Below are 22,034 nucleotides of genomic sequence, written 5' to 3'. Positions count from 1 at the left end.
TCGTCAAAGTAGATCCAATTGAGCGTGGGCCCAGTCGCGCACCTCGGCGTAGGGGTAGTCTTCCAGTGCAGCAAAACCGGGAATGCCTCGCGCCTTCAACTTGGTAAACAACGGTACGCTGATACCACCAAGGAAACGCGTCAAACGCTCCGCATTCGGCAATTGCCCCGTGTGCTCATGATGCCTGTGGATAAAATCACCGCACAGTCCCATGAAGTTTTTATCCACAAGCGGCGGCAGGCTCGGCGGCGCCGGTAGATGGGCGACCTGGCCGTGGCATACCGAACAATGCCCGCAACGCTGGGGTGCATTTTCATCACCAAAGTAGCGAGCCAGGCGTTGGCCCAGGCAGTGGTCGGTGGCGAACAGGTCGAGCATGGCGTGAATCCGCGCGACCTCCGTCACTTCATGCTGCTTGAAGCCTGTGTATAACTCGGCGCTTAACGCGTGCGGGTCGAAATGGGTGTCGAGCAAACTGTAGACCTCAGTCATCTGCTTGCTTTCGAGTTCGATCAGGCCCTGCTCCTGAAAATAATCCAGTGCCTTCACCACCCGGCTACGCTCGGCATTGTGCTGTTGATAAAGCGCATCGAAATCGACCGTCGCCCAGGTTTTAGCGCGCTTGCACACCTGGATGATCGCCGCGACAAACTGCTGTCGTTCGCCGGAAAAGCGTGCCAACAAGGCCTCGGGCTCGATCAGGTATTTGAAACGGTATTCCGCATAAAACGCATAGCGCGGCGCGATCACGCCCTTGAGCTCCAACTGCACCAAGAGCGTCTTGAGCGGCAGCTCGCGAATATTGCTGTGGTCCGACAGCGACCTGAGCAGGAACTCCCACTGCCCTTCGCTACGCGCCGCCTGTAACTCCTCCAGTACGCGAAAAATGCCTTCCTGCTCCGGCGTGTCACCGTACACGAAGTTTTCCAGCACATTGAGGCTGTCGCGGTTGGCCAACACCAGGCAATCCGACGGTTGCCCGTCACGCCCAGCGCGGCCGATCTCCTGGCTGTAGTTCTCGATTGACTTGGGCAGATCGAAGTGCACGACATTGCGGATATCACTCTTGTCGATGCCCATGCCAAACGCGATGGTTGCGACAATGCAATTGGAACGCCCGCCCATGAAACGCTGCTGGATAGCCTCGCGTTTTTCGTGGGGCAGCCCCGCGTGATAAGCCTCGGCCTGAATGCCGTGGCGGTTCAGATGCTCGGCAATCTGCTCGGCGGTTTTCTGCAGGGTGACGTAGACGATACTCGGCTGATTGGCCCGCTCTTTCATCCACTCCACCAGCCTACGGCGCTTGTCGTGGCCGCTGACCGGTTCCACCAGCAGGTTGAGGTTGGGCCGATAGAAGCCCGTGGTCACTACATCTTCGGCAGCAATGGCGAACTTGGCCTGCATATCGGCGATCACCTTGGGCGTGGCCGTGGCCGTCAGCAACAGCGCCTGAGGGATGTTGAACTGACGCTGGTAGTCCGGCAGCTTCAAATAGTCTGGGCGGAAGTTGTGGCCCCATTCGGAAATACAGTGCGCCTCGTCTACCACCAGCAACGAGATCTGCACGCTGTTCAGGAAATTACGGAAACGCTCGTTCTTTAAACGCTCTACGGAAATCATCAGAATCTTGAGCTCGCCCGATCGCGCACGGGCCATTACATCATTGGCCTCATCACGGCTCTGGGCCGAGTCGATACTGCCCGCCGAAATGCCATGGCGCTGCAGGAAACCCAACTGGTCCTGCATCAACGCCAGCAGAGGCGACACCACCAGCGTCAGGTGCGGCAGCAACACGGCCGACAACTGGTAACACAAGGATTTGCCCGACCCCGTAGGGAAAATGGCGGCGGCAGATCGCCCAGCCAGAACGGCGCTGACCGTCTCTTCCTGGCCCAAGCGAAAGTGTGGGTAACCAAAGACCTGCCGGAGGGTGTCGTGCATAAGGCTGTCACTCCATTGACCGCTGAGTTGGCTCAAAAACATAGCCCGGGATTCTCAGCGAATCGAGAAAGGTCGCAAGGAAAAAGAGACAGGATGATACACAGGCAAAGGATGGCCCTGGGCCGGAGAGGAGGATTCCGAAAATTTACACTGAATTAAGATCGTCGACGGAATTCTATACAGGTAACAAGGTGGTTTTTATCCTGCCTTCCCCCTGATGCATTGCGCTACAATCACAGCCTTGCTACCCAGGAGTACGCTGTAATGAGCGAACTGACGTTTGAGCAAAAACAGGATCACTATCACAAGATCCGCCGTTCCAATTACCTGGCCAGCCTGCGCCTGGAAGGGTTCGACACCCAACCTTCCGACGTCGACAAACCCCTGCCGACACGCGAAGCCGTCCTTGCCAAGTACCGCAACACTTCACGCTGATGCTCGACAAATACGGGGTGGGCCAGGACCCGTACTGCTATCCCGATAGCAGCGTTCTGCGCAACCGCCTCGATTTGCTCGATGAACACCGCCTGCATCAGGCCGAGCGGGAATTATCCGAAATCGCCGTAGGCAACCTTCCACTCTTTCCGCCGCCCTACGACCTTGATCGCTTGCAACACATTCACCGCATCCTGTTCGGTGACATTTATGACTGGGCCGGCGAACTGCGCAGCGTCAACATCCAGAAAGGCGACACGCTGTTTTGCACCCCGGAGCGTATTCCCCCGGAAGCGGCGAAAATCGTCCGACATATGCAAGACGCCAATTGGTATATCGGTGCGACTCAGGCTGATCTTGTGCGCCAAATCGCTGAAGCTTATGGCGACCTGAACGTCATTCACCCCTTCCGCGAGGGGAATGGACGGGCGCAGCGGATCCTGTTTGAACAGATCATCGTGAATGCGGGGTTTTCAGTGAATTGGTGGCTGGTAAAACATGGGGCATGGATACCCGCGAATATTGATGCGGTGGCGTGTGACTATCGAGGATTGGAAGCGATTTTTGAGCGGTGTATCGGTAGGCCTCTCAGTGCCTGATCGAACTTCGAACGACTAAACCATCTTATTGCTCGAGAACAAACTCACTTTTAAGGTTCGGCTCGTCGCTGCCAATTCAGCGACCGACCAGCCACCACACAGCAATCCGCTACACAGCTAAACCTGTGGGGGCAAGCCCTAATGCCTGTAGGAGCGAGCTTGCTCGCGAAAAACGTCAACGGTAACGCGTGCTTCCTGGATAAACGCGATGCCTGTGAATTTTTCGCGAGCAAGCTCGCTCCTACAAAAAGCCTTAGGGCAAACCCGGCGCCCACATTTGCTCGGTTCTGCCAGCAAAATAGGTATCAAGTCATAAATGCAGGAAGGCATTGTAAGAAACCAAAAAACGGCGCGTCGTCCGTTTCCCAAACTGCTTCAAACAGTGCCTCGCCCCTCTACAGAAACGCCCTTTGCCTGGCCGAAACTAGCTCCCTCTCCAAACTCTGTCGGCATAATTTTGTGAACACCGAAAGGACTCAGCATATCGGCCACTATGGCGTCACCTTCACTGTGATTCGCTTTACTGTTGCGCCGGACAATCGGCACTTTTTCGCCAACCTATGCCTGCTTGAAGCAAAAACGGCAGCCCAGCGGGTGCGTGATCAACTGCGTAGGCTGTACGAAAAAATGCTGGCCCAAGATTTACCATGCGACATGGCAGTTGCGATTTCCCATCCGTTGAGACGGAGTCAGGCGGATCGGTTAAACGACCAAAACGTGCTCATCAAACGAATAATTTCCGAAGCGATTAAAGCGCCGGGGGCTGTCATTTCAACCGTAACCGCTGGTTTCGTTGGCGATACGATTTCCGGCAAGCTTCGCAGATATCACGTTGGGGACATCATCATCGGTCTGGATGCCAGTGTGAGGGGAGGCATAGGACCTCAGCGTTCAACACACTCAATACATGTCTACTCGGACGAGTATTAGTAACATGGCTTTGTACTTTCAATCGGCTTCTTTTTTCATCATCTATCTGGTGCTGCACTACCAAATCACAGACCCCGTACTCAGAATGCGTGTCGCACTCACCTGTCTCGCGACAGGTCTAGTTTTGACATTCCTGCTGCCCTATGTAGCCGTGATTCTCAGAATGCCCTGGCTACCTGTCTTTGTATGCCTGATAGGCTTGGCTCTCTTCATCACCCGAAACAAATACCGCCTGCAACGTGACAGGCCCCCTCACCCACTCCTGCGTGCCCCCACCATGAACCTGGCCCCCAACTTCCCAGAAGACCCTGTCATGCAGCAACTTCTGCAATTGCTGCATGAAGAAATCGGCTTGCCAAAACACAAGACCATCGGCCTGCACACCTCACTGAACTTCGACCTCGGGTGCGATGGCGCTGAGGCCAAGCAATTCATGGAGGCGCTTGAACAGGATTTCGGGGTCGACCTGGGTGACTACGACGCTTATCGTTATTTCCAGCCGCCGGTGTTCGACGTGTTCCTGAAACGGCGCGCCAAGGGCCGTGGTGACAAGCTCCCGTTGACCATCGGCATGCTCTACCTGGCGATCAAGACCCACAGCTGGGACACGCAAACGCTGGAGAACCTGAGCTGATCCAATGTGGGAGGGGGCAAGCCAAGGCTCTTTGTAGGAGCGAGCTTGCTCGCGAAAAACTCACAGGCGCCGCGTTTATTCAGGAAGCACGCGTTATCGTTGACGTTTTTCGCGGGCAAGCCCGCTCCCACACTGGATCTGCGCTAATCTGGCGAGCCGTATAAATAACAAGGACCTTACATGGACGTAACAATGGGCCTACTGGCCGCTCTGCTCTGGGGTGGCACGGACTTTCTGGTGGGCCTCAACGCCCGAGCCGTTGGCGTTAAACGCGCGGTGTATTTTGGCCAAGCCCTCGGCTTTTTGATCATGACCCTCCTGCTGGTCATTTTCCCGGTCTTCCTTTTCAAATCCCTTGATGCACCGTTAAGCGTTTGGCTCCTGGGCGTCGCCGCCGCTCTGCTGACGGTGTCCGGCGCCCTTGGGCTGTCCAAAGCCTTTGCCTTGGGCAAAGCGGCCATCGTCGCGCCATTGGTGACCTCCTATGGGGTCGTGACCACCTTGCTGTCCTGGGCCAGCGGTGAACACATCAGCCTGATACAACTGGGCTGCATCGCCCTGTGCGTCATCGGCGTTGTGCTGTCCAGCATCCACAAGGACAACGGCACGCCCCACAACAACCCGCGCCTGTCCATTGCCTACGCCATGCTCGCCGCAGCCTTGTATGGCACCAGTTTCTGGCTGCAAGGTCGCTACACACTGCCGGCGCTGGGGCCAGTCACCATGTTGTGGCTGGGTTACCTCGTGGGCCTGTGCGTGTTGGTGGTGATGGTGTTGAAGATAAAGGATGGCCTGAAGATCCCGCCGCTGAAGAACTGCGCGACGTTGACCGGGGCGAGCTTGATGAACCTCGGCGGGTTCTCGGCGTTTTCGTGGGGCGCAATGGCCGGCTCGGTGTCGGTGGTGACGGTGATCAGTACGCTGTCAGGAGGGATTGCCGCGATCCTGGGATTTGTGTTTTTCAAGGAACGATTGTCAGCGGTGCAGGTGGCAGGCGTCATACTGGTGCTAGTCGGCGCAGTGGTACTGCACATCGCCGACTAATCGCTCGCACATAAAAAAGCCGCCTACTTAAGAGGCGGCTTTTTTACAACCGGCGAAACTTACAACTTAGGACCCGCCGCCTTGATCGCATCGCTGACTTCAAACTTCTTGAAGTTTTCGATGAACAGGCCAGCCAGCGCTTTCGCGGCTTCGTCGTAGGCAGCCTTGTCAGCCCAGGTGTTGCGTGGGTTCAACAGGCCGGTTTCAACGCCCGGTACGGCCAACGGCACGTCGAGGTTGATGGTGTCCAGGTGTTCGGTTTGCGCACCGATCAACGCACCGCTCTGGATCGCTGCAATCACGCCGCGAGTGGTCGGGATGTTGAAGCGTTTGCCAACGCCGTAGCCGCCGCCGGTCCAGCCGGTGTTGACCAGGTAGACCTTGGAGCCGAAACCACGGATGCGCTTGATCAGAAGCTCTGCGTATTCGCCAGCCGGACGTGGGAAGAACGGCGCGCCGAAGCAGGTGGAGAAGGTCGACTTGATGCCGCTGCCCGAACCCATTTCGGTCGAGCCCACCAGAGCGGTGTAGCCGGACAGGAAGTGGTAGGCCGCTTGTTCTTCGCTGAGGATCGACACAGGCGGCAGTACGCCGGTCAGGTCGCAGGTCAGGAAGATCACCGCGTTTGGCTCGCCGCCCAGATTCTTCTCGGAGCGCTTGGCAACGTGCTCCAGCGGGTAAGCGGCACGGCTGTTCTGGGTCAGGCTGACGTCGGCGTAGTCGGCGTGCTTGGCCTCGTCGATCACGACGTTTTCCAGTACCGCGCCGTGCTTGATGGCTTTCCAGATAACCGGCTCGTTCTTCTCGGACAAGTCGATGCACTTGGCATAGCAACCGCCTTCGATGTTGAACACCACGCCTTCGCCCCAGCCGTGTTCGTCGTCACCGATCAGGTAACGGCTTTCGTCGGCGGACAGGGTGGTCTTGCCAGTGCCAGAGAGGCCGAAGAACAAGGTTACGTCGCCTGCTTCGCCGATATTGGCGGCGCAGTGCATCGGCAGCACGTCGGAAGCCGGCAGCAGGAAGTTCTGCACCGAGAACATGGCTTTTTTCATTTCACCGGCGTAACGCATGCCGGCGATCAGTACTTTTTTCTGTGCAAAGTTGAGGATCACGCAACCGTCGGAATTGGTGCCGTCACGCTCTGGCACGCACTCGAAGTTGGCTACGTTGAGCACTTGCCACTCTTCACGGCCGGCCGGGTTGTACTGGGCCGGGTTGATGAACAGGCAACGACCGAACAGGTTCTGCCAGGCAGTCTGGGTGGTCATTTTCACGGCCAGGTAGTGGTCTTCTGCGGCCCCTACGTGAACATGGGAAACGAAATGCTCTTGCGCGTTATTGAAGGCCTCGACGCGAGCCCACAGGGCATCGAACTTGTCGGCCGGGAACTTGCGGTTGATCGGGCCCCAGGCAATGGCGTCCTGGGTGGAAGGCTCTTCAACGATGAAACGGTCCACCGGCGAACGACCGGTGCGGTGACCGGTTTCGACAACCAGCGCGCCAGTATCGGCAAGCACGCCTTCACCGCGCTGCAGGGCTTCTTTGACCAGATCGTCAACACTCAGATCGGTGTATACGGCGTTATTGGCTTGCGTCATGAGGTTCCCCGTCGGCCTATGGCCGAGTGCTCCAAACGTTTTGTAGTAGAAAGTTGCGCACTACTACCGCGAAAAAAGTGGGCCGGATTATGCCAGAAAAGCCCAAAAAGAGTAGGGCCCTCCCGTCAGAACACCTCTAATCCGGCGTTTGTCAGGTGATTTACCTGTGCTTAAACGTTTTAGTGGCGGGTGTCGGAAGGGGTGTCGATGCCTGCTCCAGCGAACAATTGCGCTACATCAGCCGCATCGAACAGGTAGCGCTGGTTGCAGAACTGGCAGTCGATCTCGATATGGCCGCCATGTTCCGCCACCAGGTTTTGCGCATCTTCCAGGCCCAGGCTGACCAGGGCATTTGCGGAACGCTCGCGCGAGCAGCTGCAATTGAAGCGCAGGCCTTGTTCGTCAAACAGGCGCACGGCCTCTTCGTGGTACAGACGATGCAAGATGGTTTCGTTGTCCAGGCCCAGCAATTCTTCAGCGGTCAGCGTACCGGCCAGAGCGGTCAGCTTGCGCCAGCTGTCGGTGCGCTCATCGTCGTCCTTGATGCGGTCGGCCGGCAGTTGCTGCAACAGCAGGCCGCGGGCGCGCTTGCCGTCGGCATTGAGCCAGAACTTGGTGCCTACTTGCTGGGACATCACGAAATAGTTGGTGAAGCAGTCCGACAGGGTTTCGCCGTCGAGGTCGACGATGCCTTGGTAGCGCTGGCCTTCCGTGGGGTCGACAGTGATTGCTAGTACACCGTCGGCCATCAGGTCGGCCAGGGTAGCGTCAGGCGCGATCCGCTCTGCGTCGTAACGGGCCAGGCCTCGGATTTCTCGCTCGCTGGAGCACTCGATCATCAGCATCGGCACCGGGCCTTCGGAACGCGCCTGCAGGATGAGCAAACCGTCGAATTTCATCGTACCTACCAGCAGCGCAGCCGCCGCCATCAACTCACCGAGCAGTTGCGCGACCGGCTCCGGATAAGCGTGCTTGGCGAGGACTTCGGCATAGCTGCGCTCCAGGGAAACGAGTTCGCCGCGGGCGTCGTTCTCGTCGAAGATGAAGCGTTGGGTGAAGTCGGTATCCGGTAGATCAGTCATAGGTCTGGGTATCTGAAGTGATGACAAAATGATTACAAGGTTTATAAAATTAAACGCTTTAGCACCATCTTGGTGCGACTTCTCCTGAATTCAAGGAGCGCAATAGAGCGATGAGGGACAGTTTATGAACAATCCGGGTTTGTTCCAAGCCAACTGGAACCTCCGGCGATGGGCTCTTTGCAATCTACTCGCTATCGCGCTGCTGTGTTTTTGGCTGTGGCCCACGGGCCAGATGCTCTGTGTGATTTTCGACGAGTGGCTGTTTCATCTGCTCAATGGCCCATTGGCCACGAACTCGACCTGGCTGCATGGGTGGGCCGTGGCGAGCCTGCGGCCGTTTGATGCAGTGGTCGGCGTGATTTTGCTGGCGCTGCTGATTCGCGGCGACTGGGTGTTCAAGGCCGTACAGGTGCGCCAGGCGTTTTTTGGCTTCCTTGGCATTCTGCTGCTGTTGCTGTTTATCCGCATGCTGTTCTCCAAACTGGCGGCGCACATGGGCTGGCAGCACAGTAGCCCGTCGATGGTCATCAGCGGCGCGATTCAAATGAGCGACTTTTTCCCAGGGCTGGAGAAAAGCTGGGAGTTGAAAGACCGCTCGAGCCAGAGCTTCCCCGGCGACCATGCTTCGGTGCTATTGATCTGGGCGATGTTCATGAGCGTGTTCGCCCGACGCATCGGCCAGGTGCTGGTGATCTGGGGCCTGGCGCTGCTGTTCATGATGCCGCGGCTGGTAGCCGGCGCGCACTGGGGCCAGGACGATTATATCGGTGGCGTACTGCTGGCTCTGTTGGCACTGGGCTGGGGGTATTACACGCCGTTTGCGGCGAAGGTGTCGGGCGCCTTGTTACGGATGACGGCGCCGCTTTTCGGGCTACTGAGCAAGTTGCCCGTTATTCGGCGGTTGAGTGTCATGCGCACAACTCCGTAACCCCCCAAGGCTAAAAGTGGGAGCGGGCTTGCTCGCGAATGCGGGGTGTCAATCAATGCATCTGTGCCTGACCCACCGTATTCGCGGGCAAGCCCGCTCCCACATTTGATCGCGTTTGCATGGACGACTCGTGCAATCAATTGTCATTGCCGCTGCCGCGAAACTTGAACAGATCGCGGCGCTGCTTCTTGCTCGGCTTGCCGTCAGTGGTCAGGCCTGAAGCCCCTGCCTTGCGCATGGCCGCAGCGTTTTCACGCTTGGCGATGCTGGCTTCGGTCTCGGCATACAGTGCCTGCGCTTCAGGGGCGCCCCGGCGCACAATGGAAAGCGCCAGCACCACGACAGTCTTTTCATCAAACCCTGTACGAATCTGAAACTCATCGCCGATACGTGGCTCTTTGCCCGGTTTGCAGCGCTCGCCGCGATGATGCACCTTCCCACTTTCAATCGCGGCCTTGGCCAGGGCACGGGTTTTGTAGAAGCGTGCCGCCCACAACCACTTGTCCAGCCGGACCTTCTCTTCCTCTTCCTGCTTTTGAGCCACTTGAATTCCTCGCTCTGAAAAATGTCGCAACTTTACCGTTGAAACCCTTCGACGCATAAACCCCAAGGCTCACCTAAGATACGCCAGGTAGCACCCTGTTTTCGCGAGGATACGCTGTGACCGACTTTCCCCTTTCACTCACCTCGCCCAACCAGCGGTGCGTGGGTTGCCAGCAAAGCGAGCCTCTGGGGTTCGACTTTGCGTTCGCCTACCAGCCTATCGTAGACCTGCGTGACCATTCGATCTTCGCCAACGAAGCCTTGGTGCGCGGTCCCCAGGGAGAAGGCGCGCTGTCGGTGCTGGCTCATGTCAACGAAACCAATCGCTACCGCTTCGACCAGCGCTGCCGGACCAAGGCCATCGCCGGTGCCGCTGCCCTGGGCATGCAGACTCACCTTTCCATCAACTTCATGCCCAATGCCGTATATCGCCCGGAACTGTGTATCCGCAGCACTCTGGAGGCCGCCCGGGCGCACAATTTCCCGCTGGACCGGCTGATTTTCGAGACCCTGGAAAGCGAGCACGTAGATAACTATCGCCATTTGACGAATATTCTGCGTGAATACCGCGAATTCGGCTTCAAGACCGCCATCGACGATTTCGGCGCGGGCTATTCGGGGCTGAACCTGCTGGCCGATTTCCAACCTGACTTGATCAAGCTCGACATGGCGCTGATTCGCGATGTCGACCAGGATCGTGTCCGTCAGGTGATCGTCCGGGGGATTGTCACAATCTGTGAGCAGTTGGGGGTTACTGTCATCGCCGAGGGCATCGAAAGTGCCGGCGAGCGCGACTTCCTATCCGACTGCGGAATATTTCTGATGCAGGGCTTCTGGTTCGCCAAGCCTGCATTCAAAGCGTTGGCTGAGGTATCTCCTCAAGCCTGGGCGAATTGACCGGTTAACCATATTGAAGACATTTGACCATTTGACCGTTGTGGGTCTGCGTGAGTGGGTGGCACTTCCCGACTTGGGAGTAGCAGGCCTGCGGGCGAAGATCGACACCGGTGCCAGTACCTCAAGCCTGCACGCCACCGATATCGAGCCCTTTGAGCGCGACGGTGAAAAGTGGGTGCGTTTTACCGCGCACCTGGGCAGCGTGGTGCAATTGCGTCACCGCCGCTGCGAAGCGCCCCTTGTGACGATGAAAACCATCAAGAGCTCCAACGGCCATGCACAAGTGCGCTACGTAATCAGCACCACCCTGGCCCTGGGTGATCGGGTATGGCGGGTAGAATTCACCCTCGCCTGTCGCAAAGCCATGCGTTACCGCCTGCTGCTGGGCTCCAAGGCGCTGATTGACGGCCAGTTGGTGGTCAATCCGGGCCTCAAGTACGTTCAAGACAAGCCGGTGTTCCCGGTCTCCACTATTTCTGCCCCAGGTGCTGCATGAAGATTGCTGTGCTGTCGCGAAACCCGCGTCTGTATTCCACCCGCCGCCTGGTCGAGGCCGGCACTGAACGTGGCCATGAAATGGTGGTGATCGACACGTTGCGTGCCTACATGAACATTGCCAGCCACAAGCCGCAGATCCACTACCGGGGCAAACCCCTGGAAGGCTTTGATGCGGTAATCCCGCGTATCGGCGCTTCGGTGACGTTCTATGGCTGCGCGGTATTGCGCCAGTTTGAAATGATGGGGGTGTTTCCGCTGAATGAATCCGTGGCCATTGCGCGCTCGCGGGACAAGCTGCGCTCCCTGCAACTGCTGTCGCGCCGGGGCATCGGCCTGCCGGTCACCGGTTTTGCCCACTCTCCGGATGACATTCCCGACTTGATCGAGATGGTCAATGGCGCACCGCTGGTGATCAAGGTGCTGGAAGGCACCCAGGGCATCGGCGTGGTGCTGTGTGAAACAGCAACGGCAGCGGAGTCGGTGATTGAGGCGTTCATGGGCCTCAAGCAGAACATCATGGTGCAGGAATACATCAAGGAAGCTGGCGGCGCGGACATTCGCTGCTTCGTTGTGGGCGACAAGGTGATTGCGGCCATGAAGCGCCAGGCCAAGCCCGGTGAGTTCCGCTCCAACCTGCACCGTGGCGGCAGCGCCAGCCTGATCAAGATCACCCCGGAAGAACGCATGACCGCGCTGCGGGCGGCCAAGGTGATGGGGCTGAGCGTGGCGGGTGTGGACATCCTGCGCTCCAACCATGGCCCTCTGGTGATGGAAGTAAACTCATCGCCGGGCCTGGAAGGGATCGAAACCACCACCGGTAAGGATGTGGCGGGGATCATCATTCAGCATCTGGAGAAGAATGGCGGGCCGAATATGACTCGGACCAAGGGAAAGGGCTGAATACCCACATCTGCCACACGCCGCAAACCACTGTGGGAGCTGGCTTGCCTGCGATGACGCCGGTACATTCAACATCGTTGTTGACTGAACTACCGCTATCGCAGGCAAGCCAGCTCCCACATTCGCATTCATATTGCTGGTTAGACAGCGTCTCTAGGTAGCATCAACCCCAGCGGCAGCCGCACCCGCGCTTCCAACCCGCCGCCTTCACGGTTGCGCAACTCCACATTGCCGCCATGCATCGACGCAATCCGCCGCACAATCGCCAACCCCAATCCGGTGCCCTTGCCTCCTCGAGCTCGGTCACCACGGGTGAAGGGGTTGAAGATACCTTCCAGCTCAGCCGGGTCGATTCCTGTGCCACGGTCCATCACGCTCAGCACCACGTAAGGTGCGGCGCTGTCGCCAGAAACGTACGCCGCCACTTCCACATCGGAACCGGCATGGTGCAAGGCGTTGCCAATCAAGTTGTTCAGCAGGCGCTTCATCGACACCCGGCGTAATGCGAACGGCTGGATCGGCTCCAGGCGCGTGCGCACCTGCTCACCATTCTGGTTATAGGGCGCAACCACCTCACGCACGAGGTCGGTGAGGTCGACCTCCTCGACCACTTCATCTCGCCCGTCACGGATGAACGCCAGGAACTGGTCCAGAATGGCGTCCATGTCCTCGATGTCACGCACCATGTCATCGGTGAGGTCGGTATGGTCCCCCATCAACTCCAGGGACAAGCGCAATCGCGTCAGCGGCGTGCGCAAGTCATGGGACACCCCCGCCAGCATCAACTCGCGTTCGCGCCCGGCCTGTTCGACGTCTTCTGCCATCTGGTTGAAGGCGCCGTACACCTCGGTCATCTCACTGGGCGTGTCGCTGACCGGCAGGCGCACACTGCGCCCCTGGCCCAGTTGGCGAGCGGCAAACACCAGGCGCTTGAGGGGTTGGTTGAGCTGGCGGACGAAAATCCACGCGGACGCCGTTGAGAGCAAGCCAATGGCCAGGAACCAGCCCAACACGTTCCAGATTTTTTGCCCCCGCAGCGGGTGCGGATAAAGCGGAACCTTGATCCAGGCATCCCCCAGGCTTGGCGCTCGCACCCACAGCGCAGGCGAAACATGCATACGCAGCCGCACCTCGGTGTCGGCGCCCAACTCAGCCTGCATCTGGCGCTGGTAAATCTCGCTGTAAGGCCAATGTTGCTCGCCTTCAGGCACACCAGCGCCGTCAACCCGAGTCAGCGTCGACGCCTTGGCTACTTTTTCGCGGTTCTCAGGGTCTACCGCCCAATAACCACGCAATGTCAGGGCGACACCATGGCTGTACTGCCGGTCCACCAGCACGTCTTCGTTCATCAACAGATAAACCAGCGTGAGCGCTTTGGAAAACAGAACGACAATAAGCACCAACCAGAGGGTGCGGGAGAAGAAACTTTGTGGGAACCACAGCGGGGTTTTCATAGATGAAAGCTGCACACCTTGCAGAAACGAGCGGCGCTCGCAGAATTGCAGACGCCGGGCATCCCGTCGACCCTCATGGAGTCAAACGCCAGGATACCCGCCCCTGCAAATCATCGGTCACTTGGTTGCGGTGCCATCCGGCACAAACACATAACCCACACCCCACACCGTCTGTATATACCGCGGCTTGGACGGGTCTGGCTCGATCATCCGGCGCAGTCGGGAAATCTGCACGTCGATGGAGCGCTCGAGGGCGTCCCACTCCCGGCCACGGGCCAGGTTCATCAGCTTGTCACGGGTCAGCGGCTGGCGAGCGTTCATCACCAAGGCCTTGAGCACCGCGAATTCGCCGGTGGTGAGCATGTGCACTTCTTCACCGCGCTTGAGCTCACGGGTGGCCAGCGACAGTTCGTAGTCGCCAAAGGTGACGCTTTCGTCTTCGCTACCCGGTGCGCCCGGTACCGCCGGTGCCTGGCGACGCAACACGGCCTTGACCCGCGCCATCAGCTCATCGGGGTTGAACGGCTTGGCCAGGTAGTCATCAGCACCCAGTTCCAGGCCCTTGATGCGGCTCAGTTCATCGCCCTTGGCGGTGAGCATGATGATCGGGATCTGGTTGTTAGCACCGCGCAGGCGCTTGCAGGCGGTGAGGCCGTCTTCACCGGGCAACATCAGGTCGAGTACGACCAGGTTGAACACTTCACGCCCTAACAGGCGGTCCATTTGCTCGGTGTTCGGCACCGCGCGCGCACGATAGCCCTTGGAGTTGAAAAAACGCTCCAGCAGGCTGCTCAGCCCCGGATCGTCATCAACGATGAGAATTTTTTCGCCTTCAGCAGTTTGTGCGGTGCTGCTCATTGGATGCTCCTCTTATCTCGGCGCGCATTATGGCGTAGCTGCCGTTATACGCACCGTGTGCATTGTTAGCAGATTTTTCATCTACTGCCAGCGAACCCGCGCCCTACAACCGTTGGCGCAGTACCCCCCAAGGGCAGAACGCTGGTTATAATGCGGCGCCTGCGTGCAGGGCAACGTCAGATCGTTACCCTTTACTGCCGGGCTTTTTTTTACCCGCTTGTCGTGAATTTTTCGATTTCGAGGGTCAATAGCCAGCCTCTTGACCCAGGCAGCGGCGCCAGTCGGGCCGCTCAACCAGCCTCGCCGGCCTTTTTCTATGGGCCGGCGCGCTGATTTTAAGAATTTCAGGTGGTTTTATGGACAGCATCAACAGCCGCATCGCCGAGGAACTCGGCGTACGCCCACAACAGGTCGAAGCGGCCGTCGCTCTACTGGATGAAGGCTCCACGGTGCCTTTCATCGCCCGTTACCGAAAAGAAGTGACCGGCAGCCTCGACGACACCCAACTGCGGCACCTGGAAGAGCGCCTGCGCTACCTGCGAGAACTCGACGAACGGCGTATCAGCATCCTCGCCAGCATCGAAGAACAGGGCAAGTTGACCCCGCAACTGGAACGCGACATCAAGCTCGCCGACACCAAGACCCGCCTCGAAGACCTTTACCTGCCGTACAAACAGAAACGTCGTACAAAGGGCCAGATCGCCCTGGAAGCCGGCCTGGGTGATTTGGCCGATGGCCTGTTCAACGACCCGTCGCTGACGCCAGAAACCGAAGCCGCACGCTTTATCGATGCTGAAAAAGGCGTCGCCGACGTCAAGGCCGCCCTCGAAGGCGCCAAGTACATCCTGATGGAGCGCTTCGCCGAAAACGCCAGCCTCCTGGAAAAACTGCGTACCTACCTCAAGCAGGAAGCCATCCTCAGCGCCCGCGTCATCGCCGGCAAAGAGGAAGAAGGCGCCAAGTTCCGCGACTACTTCGAACACGACGAGCCGCTCAAAAGCATGCCGTCCCACCGCGCCCTGGCGATTTTCCGCGGCCGTAACGAAGGCATTCTCAGCTCCGCGCTGAAAGTCGGTGACGAGCTGCCGGGCACCATGCACCCGTGCGAAGGCATGATCGGTCAACAATTCGGCATACAGAACCAGAACCGCCCGGCAGACAAGTGGCTTGGCGAAGTGGTGCGCTGGACCTGGAAGGTCAAGCTCTACACCCACCTGGAAACCGACTTGCTCGGCGAGCTGCGCGACGGCGCCGAAACCGAGGCGATCAACGTGTTCGCCCATAACCTGCACGACCTGCTGTTGGCCGCACCGGCTGGCCCGCGTGCCACCCTGGGCCTCGACCCGGGCCTGCGCACCGGTTGCAAGGTCGCGGTGGTCGACGCCACCGGCAAGCTGCTGGACCACGCCACGGTGTACCCGCACGTTCCTCACAACAAGTGGGACCAGACCCTGGCGATCCTGGCCGCCTTGTGCGCCAAGCACGCGGTGGACCTGATCGCCATCGGCAACGGCACCGCCAGCCGCGAAACCGACAAGCTGGCCGCCGAGCTGATCAAGAAATACCCGGCCATGAAGATGACCAAGGTCATGGTCTCCGAAGCGGGCGCTTCGGTGTACTCGGCATCGGAGCTGGCCTCCAAGGAGTTCCCGGACCTCGACGTGTCGATCCGTGGCGCCGTGTCCATCGCCCGTCGCCTGCAAGACCCGCTGGCCGAACTGGTGAAGATCGACCCTAAATCCATCGGCGTCGGCCAATACCAGCACGACGTGTCGCAGCTGAAACTGGCGCGCGGCCTGGATGCGGTGGTGGAAGACTGCGTAAACGCCGTGGGGGTGGATGTGAATACCGCGTCCGTAGCCCTGCTGGCGCGGATCTCCGGCCTCAACGCCACCCTGGCGCAGAACATCGTCAGCCATCGTGACGAAAACGGCGCGTTCAAAACCCGCGCCGCGCTGAAGAAGGTCGCACGCCTGGGTGAAAAAACCTTTGAACAGGCTGCTGGTTTCCTACGCGTCATGAACGGCGACAACCCGCTGGACGCCTCTGCGGTTCACCCGGAAGCCTACCCGCTGGTGCAACGCATTGCCGCCGAGACCGACCGCGATATCCGTTCGTTGATTGGCGATGCCGCGTTCCTCAAGCGTCTGGACCCGAAGAAATACACCGACGAAACCTTCGGTGTGCCGACCATCACCGATATCCTGCAAGAGCTGGAGAAACCGGGTCGCGACCCGCGCCCCGAGTTCAAGACCGCCGAGTTCCAGGACGGCGTCGAAGACCTCAAGGACCTGCAACCGGGCATGATCCTCGAAGGCGTGGTGACCAACGTGACCAACTTCGGCGCATTCGTGGACATCGGCGTGCATCAAGACGGTTTGGTGCACATCTCCGCGCTTTCGGAGAAGTTCATCAAGGACCCTCGCGAAGCAGTGAAAGCCGGTGACGTGGTCAAGGTCAAGGTCATGGAAGTCGACATCCCGCGCAAACGCGTGGGCTTGTCGATGCGCATGAGCGACACCCCCGGCGAGAAGATCGACGGTGCCCGTGGCGCTCGCCCGGGCTCGGCACCGCGCCAGTCGCAGAACAACGCGCCGCGCAAGGAAACCGCCACCGCCGCGCCAAGCAGCAACGCCATGGCGTCGCTGTTTGCCAACGCTAAACAGCTGAAGAAGCGCTGATGGAGATTCCGGCCGGTTTGACCCAGAGCGCATTCAGCGAACTGATCGGCTGCCGCCTGCAACGCCTGGAAGAGGGCGTTGCCGAGGTGGCCCTGACCCTGGAGCCGCACCTGCGCAACCGCGCGGGCAAGCTCCATGGCGGGGCGATTTTCAGCCTGGTGGACATCACCATGGGCCTGGCCTGTTCCAGCGCCCATGGCTTTGACCAGCAGAGCGCCACCATCGAATGCAAGATCAACTATATCCGCGCTGTGGAAGACGGTGATGTGCTGTGCACCAGCCGGGTGATTCATACCGGTCGCCGCACCTTGGTGGTCGAGGCAGACGTGTACCAGGGCGAAAGACTTGTCGCAAAAGCACAGGGCACGTTCGCTGTCCTATAGCTCCCCACCCCCGATTTGAGTTAATTTCGGCGCTGCGATAACAGCGTCGGAATTTTCCCGCTGCGCTGTAGCCCAATTCATGGAGTGAAGTCGGCAAATTCAGAACGGGTCAAATCGACTCAAAACCAGGCGATCACGCCAGTTTCAACTTCACCCTTGTAGACCGTCCTGCCCACCCCCATATTGGGGCGACTGACGCGTGAAGGAATCCAACTTGAGCGAACTTCTCAACCGCCGCCTGGCCCTGCTCGGCAAGCGCGAACACCTCTCCCTGCTAGAGCAGTGCTTGCACGGCATCGAGCGCGAATGCCTGCGCGTCACCAACGAAGGTCGCCTGGCGCAAACGCCGCACCCCGAAGCCTTGGGCGCCGCGCTGACTAATGAACAGATCACCACCGACTACTCGGAATCGCTGCTGGAGTTCATCACCCCAGCCCTGCCGAACCCGGCCGATACCTTGAGCAGCCTGGACAAGATCCATCGCTTTGCCTACACCAAGCTGGGCAGCGAATACCTGTGGAGCCCCTCGATGCCGTGCCCGTTGCCGGCCGAGGAAGATATTCCGATTGCCTACTACGGCACCTCCAATATCGGCCAGCTCAAGTACGTGTACCGCAAGGGCCTGGCCCTGCGTTACGGCAAGACCATGCAGTGCATCGCGGGCATCCACTACAACTTTTCCCTGCCGGAACAGTTGTGGCCGTTGCTCAAGGAAACAGAAGGATTTGTCGGCACCGACCGTGACTATCAGTCAACGGCCTACATCGCTCTGATCCGTAATTTCCGTCGCTACAGCTGGCTGTTGATGTACCTGTTTGGTGCCTCGCCCGCCCTGGATGCCGGCTTCCTGCGCGGGCGCTCGCATCAGCTTGAAGTCCTCGACGCCGACACCCTGTACCTGCCCTACGCCACCAGCCTGCGCATGAGCGACCTGGGTTACCAGAGCAACGCCCAGGCCGGCCTGACGCCGTGCTACAACGATTTGGCCAGCTACACCGACAGCCTGCGCGAAGCGGTGGCAACGCCCTACGCGCCGTACGTTGAAGTCGGCACGCACAAGGATGGCGAGTGGGTTCAGCTGAACACCAACATCCTGCAGATCGAAAACGAGTACTACTCCAACATCCGTCCCAAGCGCGTGACCTACACCGGTGAGCGGCCGATCCAGGCGCTGATGGCCCGCGGCATCCAGTACATCGAAGTACGCTGCCTGGACATCAACCCGTTCCTGCCGATGGGTATCGACCTGCCGGAATCACGTTTCCTCGACGCGTTCCTGCTGTACTGTGCACTGAACGACAGCCCGCTGTTCGCCAACAACGAGTGCGGCAACGCCACCTCCAACTTCCTCAGCGTGGTCAAGGAAGGCCGCCGTCCGGGCCTGCAATTGCAGCGTGACGGCCAGCCGGTGGACATGAAGGAGTGGGCGGCCGAGTTGCTGGAGAAGATTGCCCCGCTGGCCGCCCTGCTCGACCAGAGCCACGGCATCACCGAACACAGCGAAGCACTGGACGCGCAGTTGGCCAAGGTCAAGGACCCGTCCCTGACACCGTCGGCCCAGGTGCTGGCGGCCATGGCGGAGCGCAAGGAAAGTTTTGCGCAGTTCTCCCTGCATCAAAGCGAAGTGCATGCTGAATACTTCCGCAAGGAGCCTTTGCCGGCTGAGGAACAAGCGCGCTTTGAAGAACTGGCCCGCGCGTCGCTGGCGCAACAGGCAGAGCTGGAGCAGAACGAAGTGGGCGATTTTGATGTGTTTGTCGGCTCGTACCAGGCAAGCATCCTCGCCATCAGCAACTAAGTAGCACCCTGTAGGAGCGAGCTTGCTCGCGAAAAACCCACGGACACCGCGTTCATCCAGACTGATCGCGTCACCGTTAACGTTTTTCGCGAGCAAGCTCGCTCCTACAGTTTTAAGCTAATTCGAAAAAGTTATTTATTTTCGAATTCTTAGATCATTTAGTCTCCTCTCACGCCGACCCTCGGCCGCCTGATTGAGGAGCTTCCCCTTGAAACTGCTGACCCCTCTGCGCCTGCTGGCCGCATTGTCCCTGGCCGGTGCCAGCCTGTTTGCCCAGGCGGCGGATGTGACCATTGCGTACCAGACCACCGTGGACCCGGCCAAAGTCGCCCAAGCCGACGGCGCCTATGAAAAAGCCACCAACGCCAAGATCGACTGGCGCAAATTCGACAATGGCGCCGATATCATCGCCGCCATCGCTTCGGGCGACGTGCAGATCGGCTACCTCGGTTCCAGCCCGCTGACCGCCGCAATAACCCGCAAAGTCCCGGTGCAGACCTTCCTCGTCGCCACCCAGATCGGCGGCGCCGAAGCCCTGGTGGCGCGTAACGGCTCGGGGATCAACAGCCCTCAGGACCTGATCGGCAAAAAAATCGCTGTGCCCTTCGTTTCCACCGGCCACTACAGCCTGCTCGCCGCGCTGAAACACTGGAACATCGACCCGGCCAAAGTCACCATTCTCAACCTCGCCCCACCGGCCATTATCGCCGCCTGGAAGCGCGGTGATATCGACGCCACCTATGTCTGGGACCCAGCGCTGGGCGTGGCCAAGGAAACCGGCAAGGTGCTGATCACTTCCGGGGAGCTGGCCAAGTTCGGCGCGCCGACGTTCGATGCCTGGATCGTGCGCAAGGACTTCGCCGAGAAGCACCCAGAGATCGTCACCGCCTTCGCCAAGGTCACTCTGGATGCCTACGCCGCCTACCGCAAAGACCCACAAGCCTGGCTCGCCGATACCGGCAACGTCGACAAACTGGTGAAACTCTCCGGCGCCAAGGCCAGCGATATCCCGTTGCTGCTGCAAGGCAACGTCTACCCGTTGGCCGCCGACCAGGTCACCCTGCTGGGCGCACCGACCACCAAGGCCGTCACCGACACCGCTGCGTTCCTCAAGGAACAGGGCAAGGTCGATGCCGTGCTGCCCGACTACGCCCCTTACGTTAGCGCGAAGTTCATTACCAACTGACCCAGGAGTTCACTGCGATGGCCTTGCTACAACTGGAGCGCATCAGCGCACAGTACCCAGGCGCCCCGGAACCGGTACTGTCCGATATTTCACTGGAGCTTGGGCCCCAGCAATTGCTGGTCGCCCTGGGCCCGTCCGGCAGTGGCAAGACCTCGTTGTTGAACCTGATTGCCGGCTTCGTCGAACCGTCTGCCGGGCGTATCACCCTGGATGGCGTGCCGGTCAAAGGCCCCGGCGCCGAGCGCGGCGTGGTGTTCCAGGACGATGCCCTGCTGCCCTGGCAGGACGTGCTGGCCAATGTGGCTTTCGGCCTGGAACTGGCCGGCGTGCCCAAGGCGCAGCGCGACGTGCGGGCGCGTGAAATGCTCGCGCTGGTGGACCTGGCCGGTTTCGACAACCGCCGCATCTGGCAACTCTCCGGTGGCCAGAAGCAACGCGTCGGCCTGGCGCGTGCGCTGGCGGCCGACCCGCGTGTACTGCTGATGGACGAACCCTTCGGCGCCCTGGATGCCTTCACCCGTGAACAGATGCAGGAGTTGCTGCTGCAAGTGTGGCGGCGCACGGCCAAGCCGGTATTTCTGATTACCCATGACATTGAAGAAGCGGTGTTTCTCGCCACCGACTTGATCTTGCTGGCGCCCAACCCCGGCCAGATCGTCGAACGCCTGCAGCTGGATTTCGGCCAACGTTACGCCGCCGGTGAATCAGCCCGCGCAATCAAATCCGACCCGCGCTTTATCGAAACCCGTGAACATGTGCTGGGCAAAGTGTTCTCCCAACGGCAGGTGTACGCATGAGCAGCTACGAACTTCCCGCCACGGCCACCAAGCCTGGGACTCATGCCGTGATCCCGCTGCGCCGTCGCCTGAGCACGCGCTGGATCAGCCTGCTGACCCTGGCGGCCTTGCTCGCCCTCTGGTGGGCCGTCACCGCCACCGGATTGATCGAGCCGCTGTTCCTGCCGCCACCGTCGGCCGTGCTGCAAAAAGGCTGGCTGCTGGCGACCACCGGCTACATGGATTCCACTTTGTGGCAGCACCTGGGCGCGAGCCTCAGCCGCATCGGCCTGGGCCTGGGCTTTGCAGTACTGACCGCCGTGCCGGTGGGGATCGCCATCGGTGCCAACCGTATCGCCCGTGGCATTCTCGATCCGCTGATCGAGTTCTACCGGCCGATTCCGCCCCTGGCCTACCTGCCGTTGATCGTGATCTGGTGCGGCATTGGCGAGCTGTCCAAGGTGCTGCTGATCTACCTCGCTATCTTCGCCCCGATTGCCATCGCCACCGCCACTGGGGTGCGCACCGTCGACCCGGCCAAATTGCGTGCGGCGCAGTCATTGGGTGCCACCCACGCGCAACTGATTCGCCATGTGATCCTGCCAAGCGCCCTGCCCGATATCCTCACTGGTGTGCGTATCGGCCTGGGTGTGGGCTGGTCGACCCTGGTCGCCGCCGAGCTGATTGCCGCCACCAGCGGCCTGGGGTTCATGGTGCAGTCGGCGGCGCAGTTTCTGGTCACTGATGTGGTGGTGCTGGGCATTCTGGTCATCGCCCTGATCGCCTTCGCCATGGAAATGGGCCTGCGTGCCTTGCAGCGTAAATTAGTGCCCTGGCATGGCCAGGCACACTGAGTGAAGAATCCA

The 22,034-nt window shown here is 59.6% G+C and carries 21 protein-coding genes; 15 read left to right on the top strand and 6 right to left on the bottom strand.

All coding sequences use genetic code 11. From position 1 onward, the window contains the following. Window positions 1-3: 3 nt before the first annotated feature. Window positions 4-1,941, bottom strand: coding sequence for a RecQ family ATP-dependent DNA helicase (locus BUE92_RS14760; RefSeq protein ID WP_073524574.1), 1,938 nt, complete (start codon window positions 1,939-1,941; stop codon window positions 4-6). A gap of 264 nt (window positions 1,942-2,205) precedes the next feature. Between BUE92_RS14760 and BUE92_RS27980 the strand changes: the two genes are divergently transcribed. The 5 genes from BUE92_RS27980 (at window position 2,206) to BUE92_RS14740 (ending at window position 5,583) form a co-directional block, all read left to right on the top strand. Next, the gene (locus BUE92_RS27980; protein ID WP_143169986.1) at window positions 2,206-2,376 is read left to right on the top strand and encodes a YhfG family protein; all 171 of its coding nucleotides are present in this window, start codon (window positions 2,206-2,208) and stop codon (window positions 2,374-2,376) included. Then, window positions 2,376-2,975: a Fic/DOC family protein gene (locus tag BUE92_RS14755; protein WP_073524571.1), complete on the top strand. Its 600-nt coding sequence runs from the start codon at window positions 2,376-2,378 to the stop codon at window positions 2,973-2,975. Before BUE92_RS27980 ends, BUE92_RS14755 begins: the two co-directional genes overlap by 1 nt. A gap of 159 nt (window positions 2,976-3,134) precedes the next feature. Next, window positions 3,135-3,905 (top strand): hypothetical protein, encoded by a 771-nt coding sequence (locus tag BUE92_RS28920; RefSeq protein ID WP_256673970.1) that lies wholly within the window; start codon window positions 3,135-3,137, stop codon window positions 3,903-3,905. A 277-nt stretch (window positions 3,906-4,182) separates the two neighbouring features. Beyond that, window positions 4,183-4,539, top strand: a complete 357-nt coding sequence (locus tag BUE92_RS14745) for a DUF1493 family protein (RefSeq protein ID WP_073524569.1) — start codon at window positions 4,183-4,185, stop codon at window positions 4,537-4,539. A 180-nt stretch (window positions 4,540-4,719) separates the two neighbouring features. Beyond that, window positions 4,720-5,583 (top strand): DMT family transporter, encoded by an 864-nt coding sequence (locus tag BUE92_RS14740; RefSeq protein WP_256673968.1) that lies wholly within the window; start codon window positions 4,720-4,722, stop codon window positions 5,581-5,583. 59 nt (window positions 5,584-5,642) lie between these two features. Here the strand turns inward: BUE92_RS14740 and BUE92_RS14735 are convergent, their stop codons facing one another. Further along, window positions 5,643-7,184: a phosphoenolpyruvate carboxykinase gene (locus BUE92_RS14735; RefSeq protein WP_073524564.1), complete on the bottom strand. Its 1,542-nt coding sequence runs from the start codon at window positions 7,182-7,184 to the stop codon at window positions 5,643-5,645. 179 nt (window positions 7,185-7,363) lie between these two features. Beyond that, window positions 7,364-8,266, bottom strand: a complete 903-nt coding sequence (hslO, locus tag BUE92_RS14730; protein ID WP_073524561.1) for an Hsp33 family molecular chaperone HslO — start codon at window positions 8,264-8,266, stop codon at window positions 7,364-7,366. A 124-nt stretch (window positions 8,267-8,390) separates the two neighbouring features. On the opposite strand from hslO, the gene BUE92_RS14725 reads away from it, so the two are divergent. Further along, window positions 8,391-9,194 carry a phosphatase PAP2 family protein gene (locus BUE92_RS14725; RefSeq protein WP_073524559.1) on the top strand — a complete coding sequence of 268 codons (804 nt, stop codon included), beginning with the start codon at window positions 8,391-8,393 and terminating at the stop codon, window positions 9,192-9,194. 136 nt (window positions 9,195-9,330) lie between these two features. On the opposite strand, the gene BUE92_RS14720 is transcribed toward BUE92_RS14725, so the two are convergent. Continuing rightward, window positions 9,331-9,738: an RNA-binding S4 domain-containing protein gene (locus BUE92_RS14720; protein ID WP_073524558.1), complete on the bottom strand. Its 408-nt coding sequence runs from the start codon at window positions 9,736-9,738 to the stop codon at window positions 9,331-9,333. Window positions 9,739-9,854: 116 nt separating this feature from the next. On the opposite strand from BUE92_RS14720, the gene rimA reads away from it, so the two are divergent. From rimA to rimK, 3 genes are read left to right on the top strand one after another with little or no spacing between them, the layout of a single operon-like run. Beyond that, entirely contained in the window at window positions 9,855-10,634 is a 780-nt protein-coding gene (gene rimA, locus BUE92_RS14715) for a S6 modification regulatory phosphodiesterase RimA (RefSeq protein ID WP_073524557.1), read from the top strand. 13 nt (window positions 10,635-10,647) lie between these two features. Continuing rightward, window positions 10,648-11,130, top strand: coding sequence for a retropepsin-like aspartic endopeptidase RimB (gene rimB / locus BUE92_RS14710; protein WP_003187676.1), 483 nt, complete (start codon window positions 10,648-10,650; stop codon window positions 11,128-11,130). Beyond that, window positions 11,127-12,032, top strand: a complete 906-nt coding sequence (gene rimK, locus BUE92_RS14705; RefSeq protein WP_003187674.1) for a 30S ribosomal protein S6--L-glutamate ligase — start codon at window positions 11,127-11,129, stop codon at window positions 12,030-12,032. Before rimB ends, rimK begins: the two co-directional genes overlap by 4 nt. 140 nt (window positions 12,033-12,172) lie before the next feature. Here rimK and BUE92_RS14700 read toward each other — a convergent pair whose 3' ends face one another. After that, entirely contained in the window at window positions 12,173-13,486 is a 1,314-nt protein-coding gene (locus BUE92_RS14700; protein ID WP_003187671.1) for an ATP-binding protein, read from the bottom strand. Window positions 13,487-13,603: 117 nt separating this feature from the next. Beyond that, entirely contained in the window at window positions 13,604-14,344 is a 741-nt protein-coding gene (ompR, locus tag BUE92_RS14695; RefSeq protein WP_003187669.1) for an osmolarity response regulator transcription factor OmpR, read from the bottom strand. Window positions 14,345-14,700: 356 nt separating this feature from the next. On the opposite strand from ompR, the gene BUE92_RS14690 reads away from it, so the two are divergent. From BUE92_RS14690 to tauC, 6 genes are all read left to right on the top strand, one after another. Continuing rightward, window positions 14,701-17,025 (top strand): Tex family protein, encoded by a 2,325-nt coding sequence (locus BUE92_RS14690; RefSeq protein ID WP_073524556.1) that lies wholly within the window; start codon window positions 14,701-14,703, stop codon window positions 17,023-17,025. Then, window positions 17,025-17,408, top strand: a complete 384-nt coding sequence (locus BUE92_RS14685) for a PaaI family thioesterase (protein ID WP_014716471.1) — start codon at window positions 17,025-17,027, stop codon at window positions 17,406-17,408. The genes BUE92_RS14690 and BUE92_RS14685 overlap by 1 nt, the downstream gene beginning before the upstream one ends. Window positions 17,409-17,622: 214 nt before the next feature. Next, the gene (gene gshA, locus BUE92_RS14680; protein WP_073524553.1) at window positions 17,623-19,206 is read left to right on the top strand and encodes a glutamate--cysteine ligase; all 1,584 of its coding nucleotides are present in this window, start codon (window positions 17,623-17,625) and stop codon (window positions 19,204-19,206) included. A 208-nt stretch (window positions 19,207-19,414) separates the two neighbouring features. Further along, window positions 19,415-20,392: a taurine ABC transporter substrate-binding protein gene (gene tauA, locus BUE92_RS14675; protein WP_073524551.1), complete on the top strand. Its 978-nt coding sequence runs from the start codon at window positions 19,415-19,417 to the stop codon at window positions 20,390-20,392. A gap of 17 nt (window positions 20,393-20,409) precedes the next feature. Then, on the top strand, window positions 20,410-21,189 hold the full coding sequence (tauB, locus tag BUE92_RS14670) for a taurine ABC transporter ATP-binding subunit (protein WP_073524548.1): 780 nt from the start codon (window positions 20,410-20,412) through the stop codon (window positions 21,187-21,189). After that, a complete protein-coding gene (gene tauC / locus BUE92_RS14665; protein ID WP_073524546.1) occupies window positions 21,186-22,022 on the top strand; it encodes a taurine ABC transporter permease TauC in 837 nt (278 codons plus the stop codon). Before tauB ends, tauC begins: the two co-directional genes overlap by 4 nt. Window positions 22,023-22,034: the final 12 nt, after the last annotated feature.

This window comes from Pseudomonas fluorescens, assembly GCF_001902145.1.
Taxonomy (GTDB): domain Bacteria; phylum Pseudomonadota; class Gammaproteobacteria; order Pseudomonadales; family Pseudomonadaceae; genus Aquipseudomonas; species Aquipseudomonas fluorescens_BV.
Note: the sequence above shows the minus strand (reverse complement) of the source record. Positions and strands in the feature narration are given on the sequence as shown.

Bases quoted from the DNA above. Each gene is read 5' to 3' on its own strand.
- BUE92_RS14760 (WP_073524574.1), bottom strand. From the start codon at position 1,941: ATGCACGACACCCTCCGGCAGGTCTTTGGTTACCCACACTTTCGCTTG.
- BUE92_RS27980 (WP_143169986.1), top strand. From the start codon at position 2,206: ATGAGCGAACTGACGTTTGAGCAAAAACAGGATCACTATCACAAGATC.
- BUE92_RS14755 (WP_073524571.1), top strand. From the start codon at position 2,376: ATGCTCGACAAATACGGGGTGGGCCAGGACCCGTACTGCTATCCCGAT.
- BUE92_RS14745 (WP_073524569.1), top strand. From the start codon at position 4,183: ATGAACCTGGCCCCCAACTTCCCAGAAGACCCTGTCATGCAGCAACTT.
- BUE92_RS14740 (WP_256673968.1), top strand. From the start codon at position 4,720: ATGGACGTAACAATGGGCCTACTGGCCGCTCTGCTCTGGGGTGGCACG.
- BUE92_RS14735 (WP_073524564.1), bottom strand. From the start codon at position 7,184: ATGACGCAAGCCAATAACGCCGTATACACCGATCTGAGTGTTGACGAT.
- hslO (WP_073524561.1), bottom strand. From the start codon at position 8,266: ATGACTGATCTACCGGATACCGACTTCACCCAACGCTTCATCTTCGAC.
- BUE92_RS14725 (WP_073524559.1), top strand. From the start codon at position 8,391: ATGAACAATCCGGGTTTGTTCCAAGCCAACTGGAACCTCCGGCGATGG.
- rimK (WP_003187674.1), top strand. From the start codon at position 11,127: ATGAAGATTGCTGTGCTGTCGCGAAACCCGCGTCTGTATTCCACCCGC.
- BUE92_RS14700 (WP_003187671.1), bottom strand. From the start codon at position 13,486: ATGAAAACCCCGCTGTGGTTCCCACAAAGTTTCTTCTCCCGCACCCTC.
- ompR (WP_003187669.1), bottom strand. From the start codon at position 14,344: ATGAGCAGCACCGCACAAACTGCTGAAGGCGAAAAAATTCTCATCGTT.
- BUE92_RS14690 (WP_073524556.1), top strand. From the start codon at position 14,701: ATGGACAGCATCAACAGCCGCATCGCCGAGGAACTCGGCGTACGCCCA.
- BUE92_RS14685 (WP_014716471.1), top strand. From the start codon at position 17,025: ATGGAGATTCCGGCCGGTTTGACCCAGAGCGCATTCAGCGAACTGATC.
- tauB (WP_073524548.1), top strand. From the start codon at position 20,410: ATGGCCTTGCTACAACTGGAGCGCATCAGCGCACAGTACCCAGGCGCC.
- tauC (WP_073524546.1), top strand. From the start codon at position 21,186: ATGAGCAGCTACGAACTTCCCGCCACGGCCACCAAGCCTGGGACTCAT.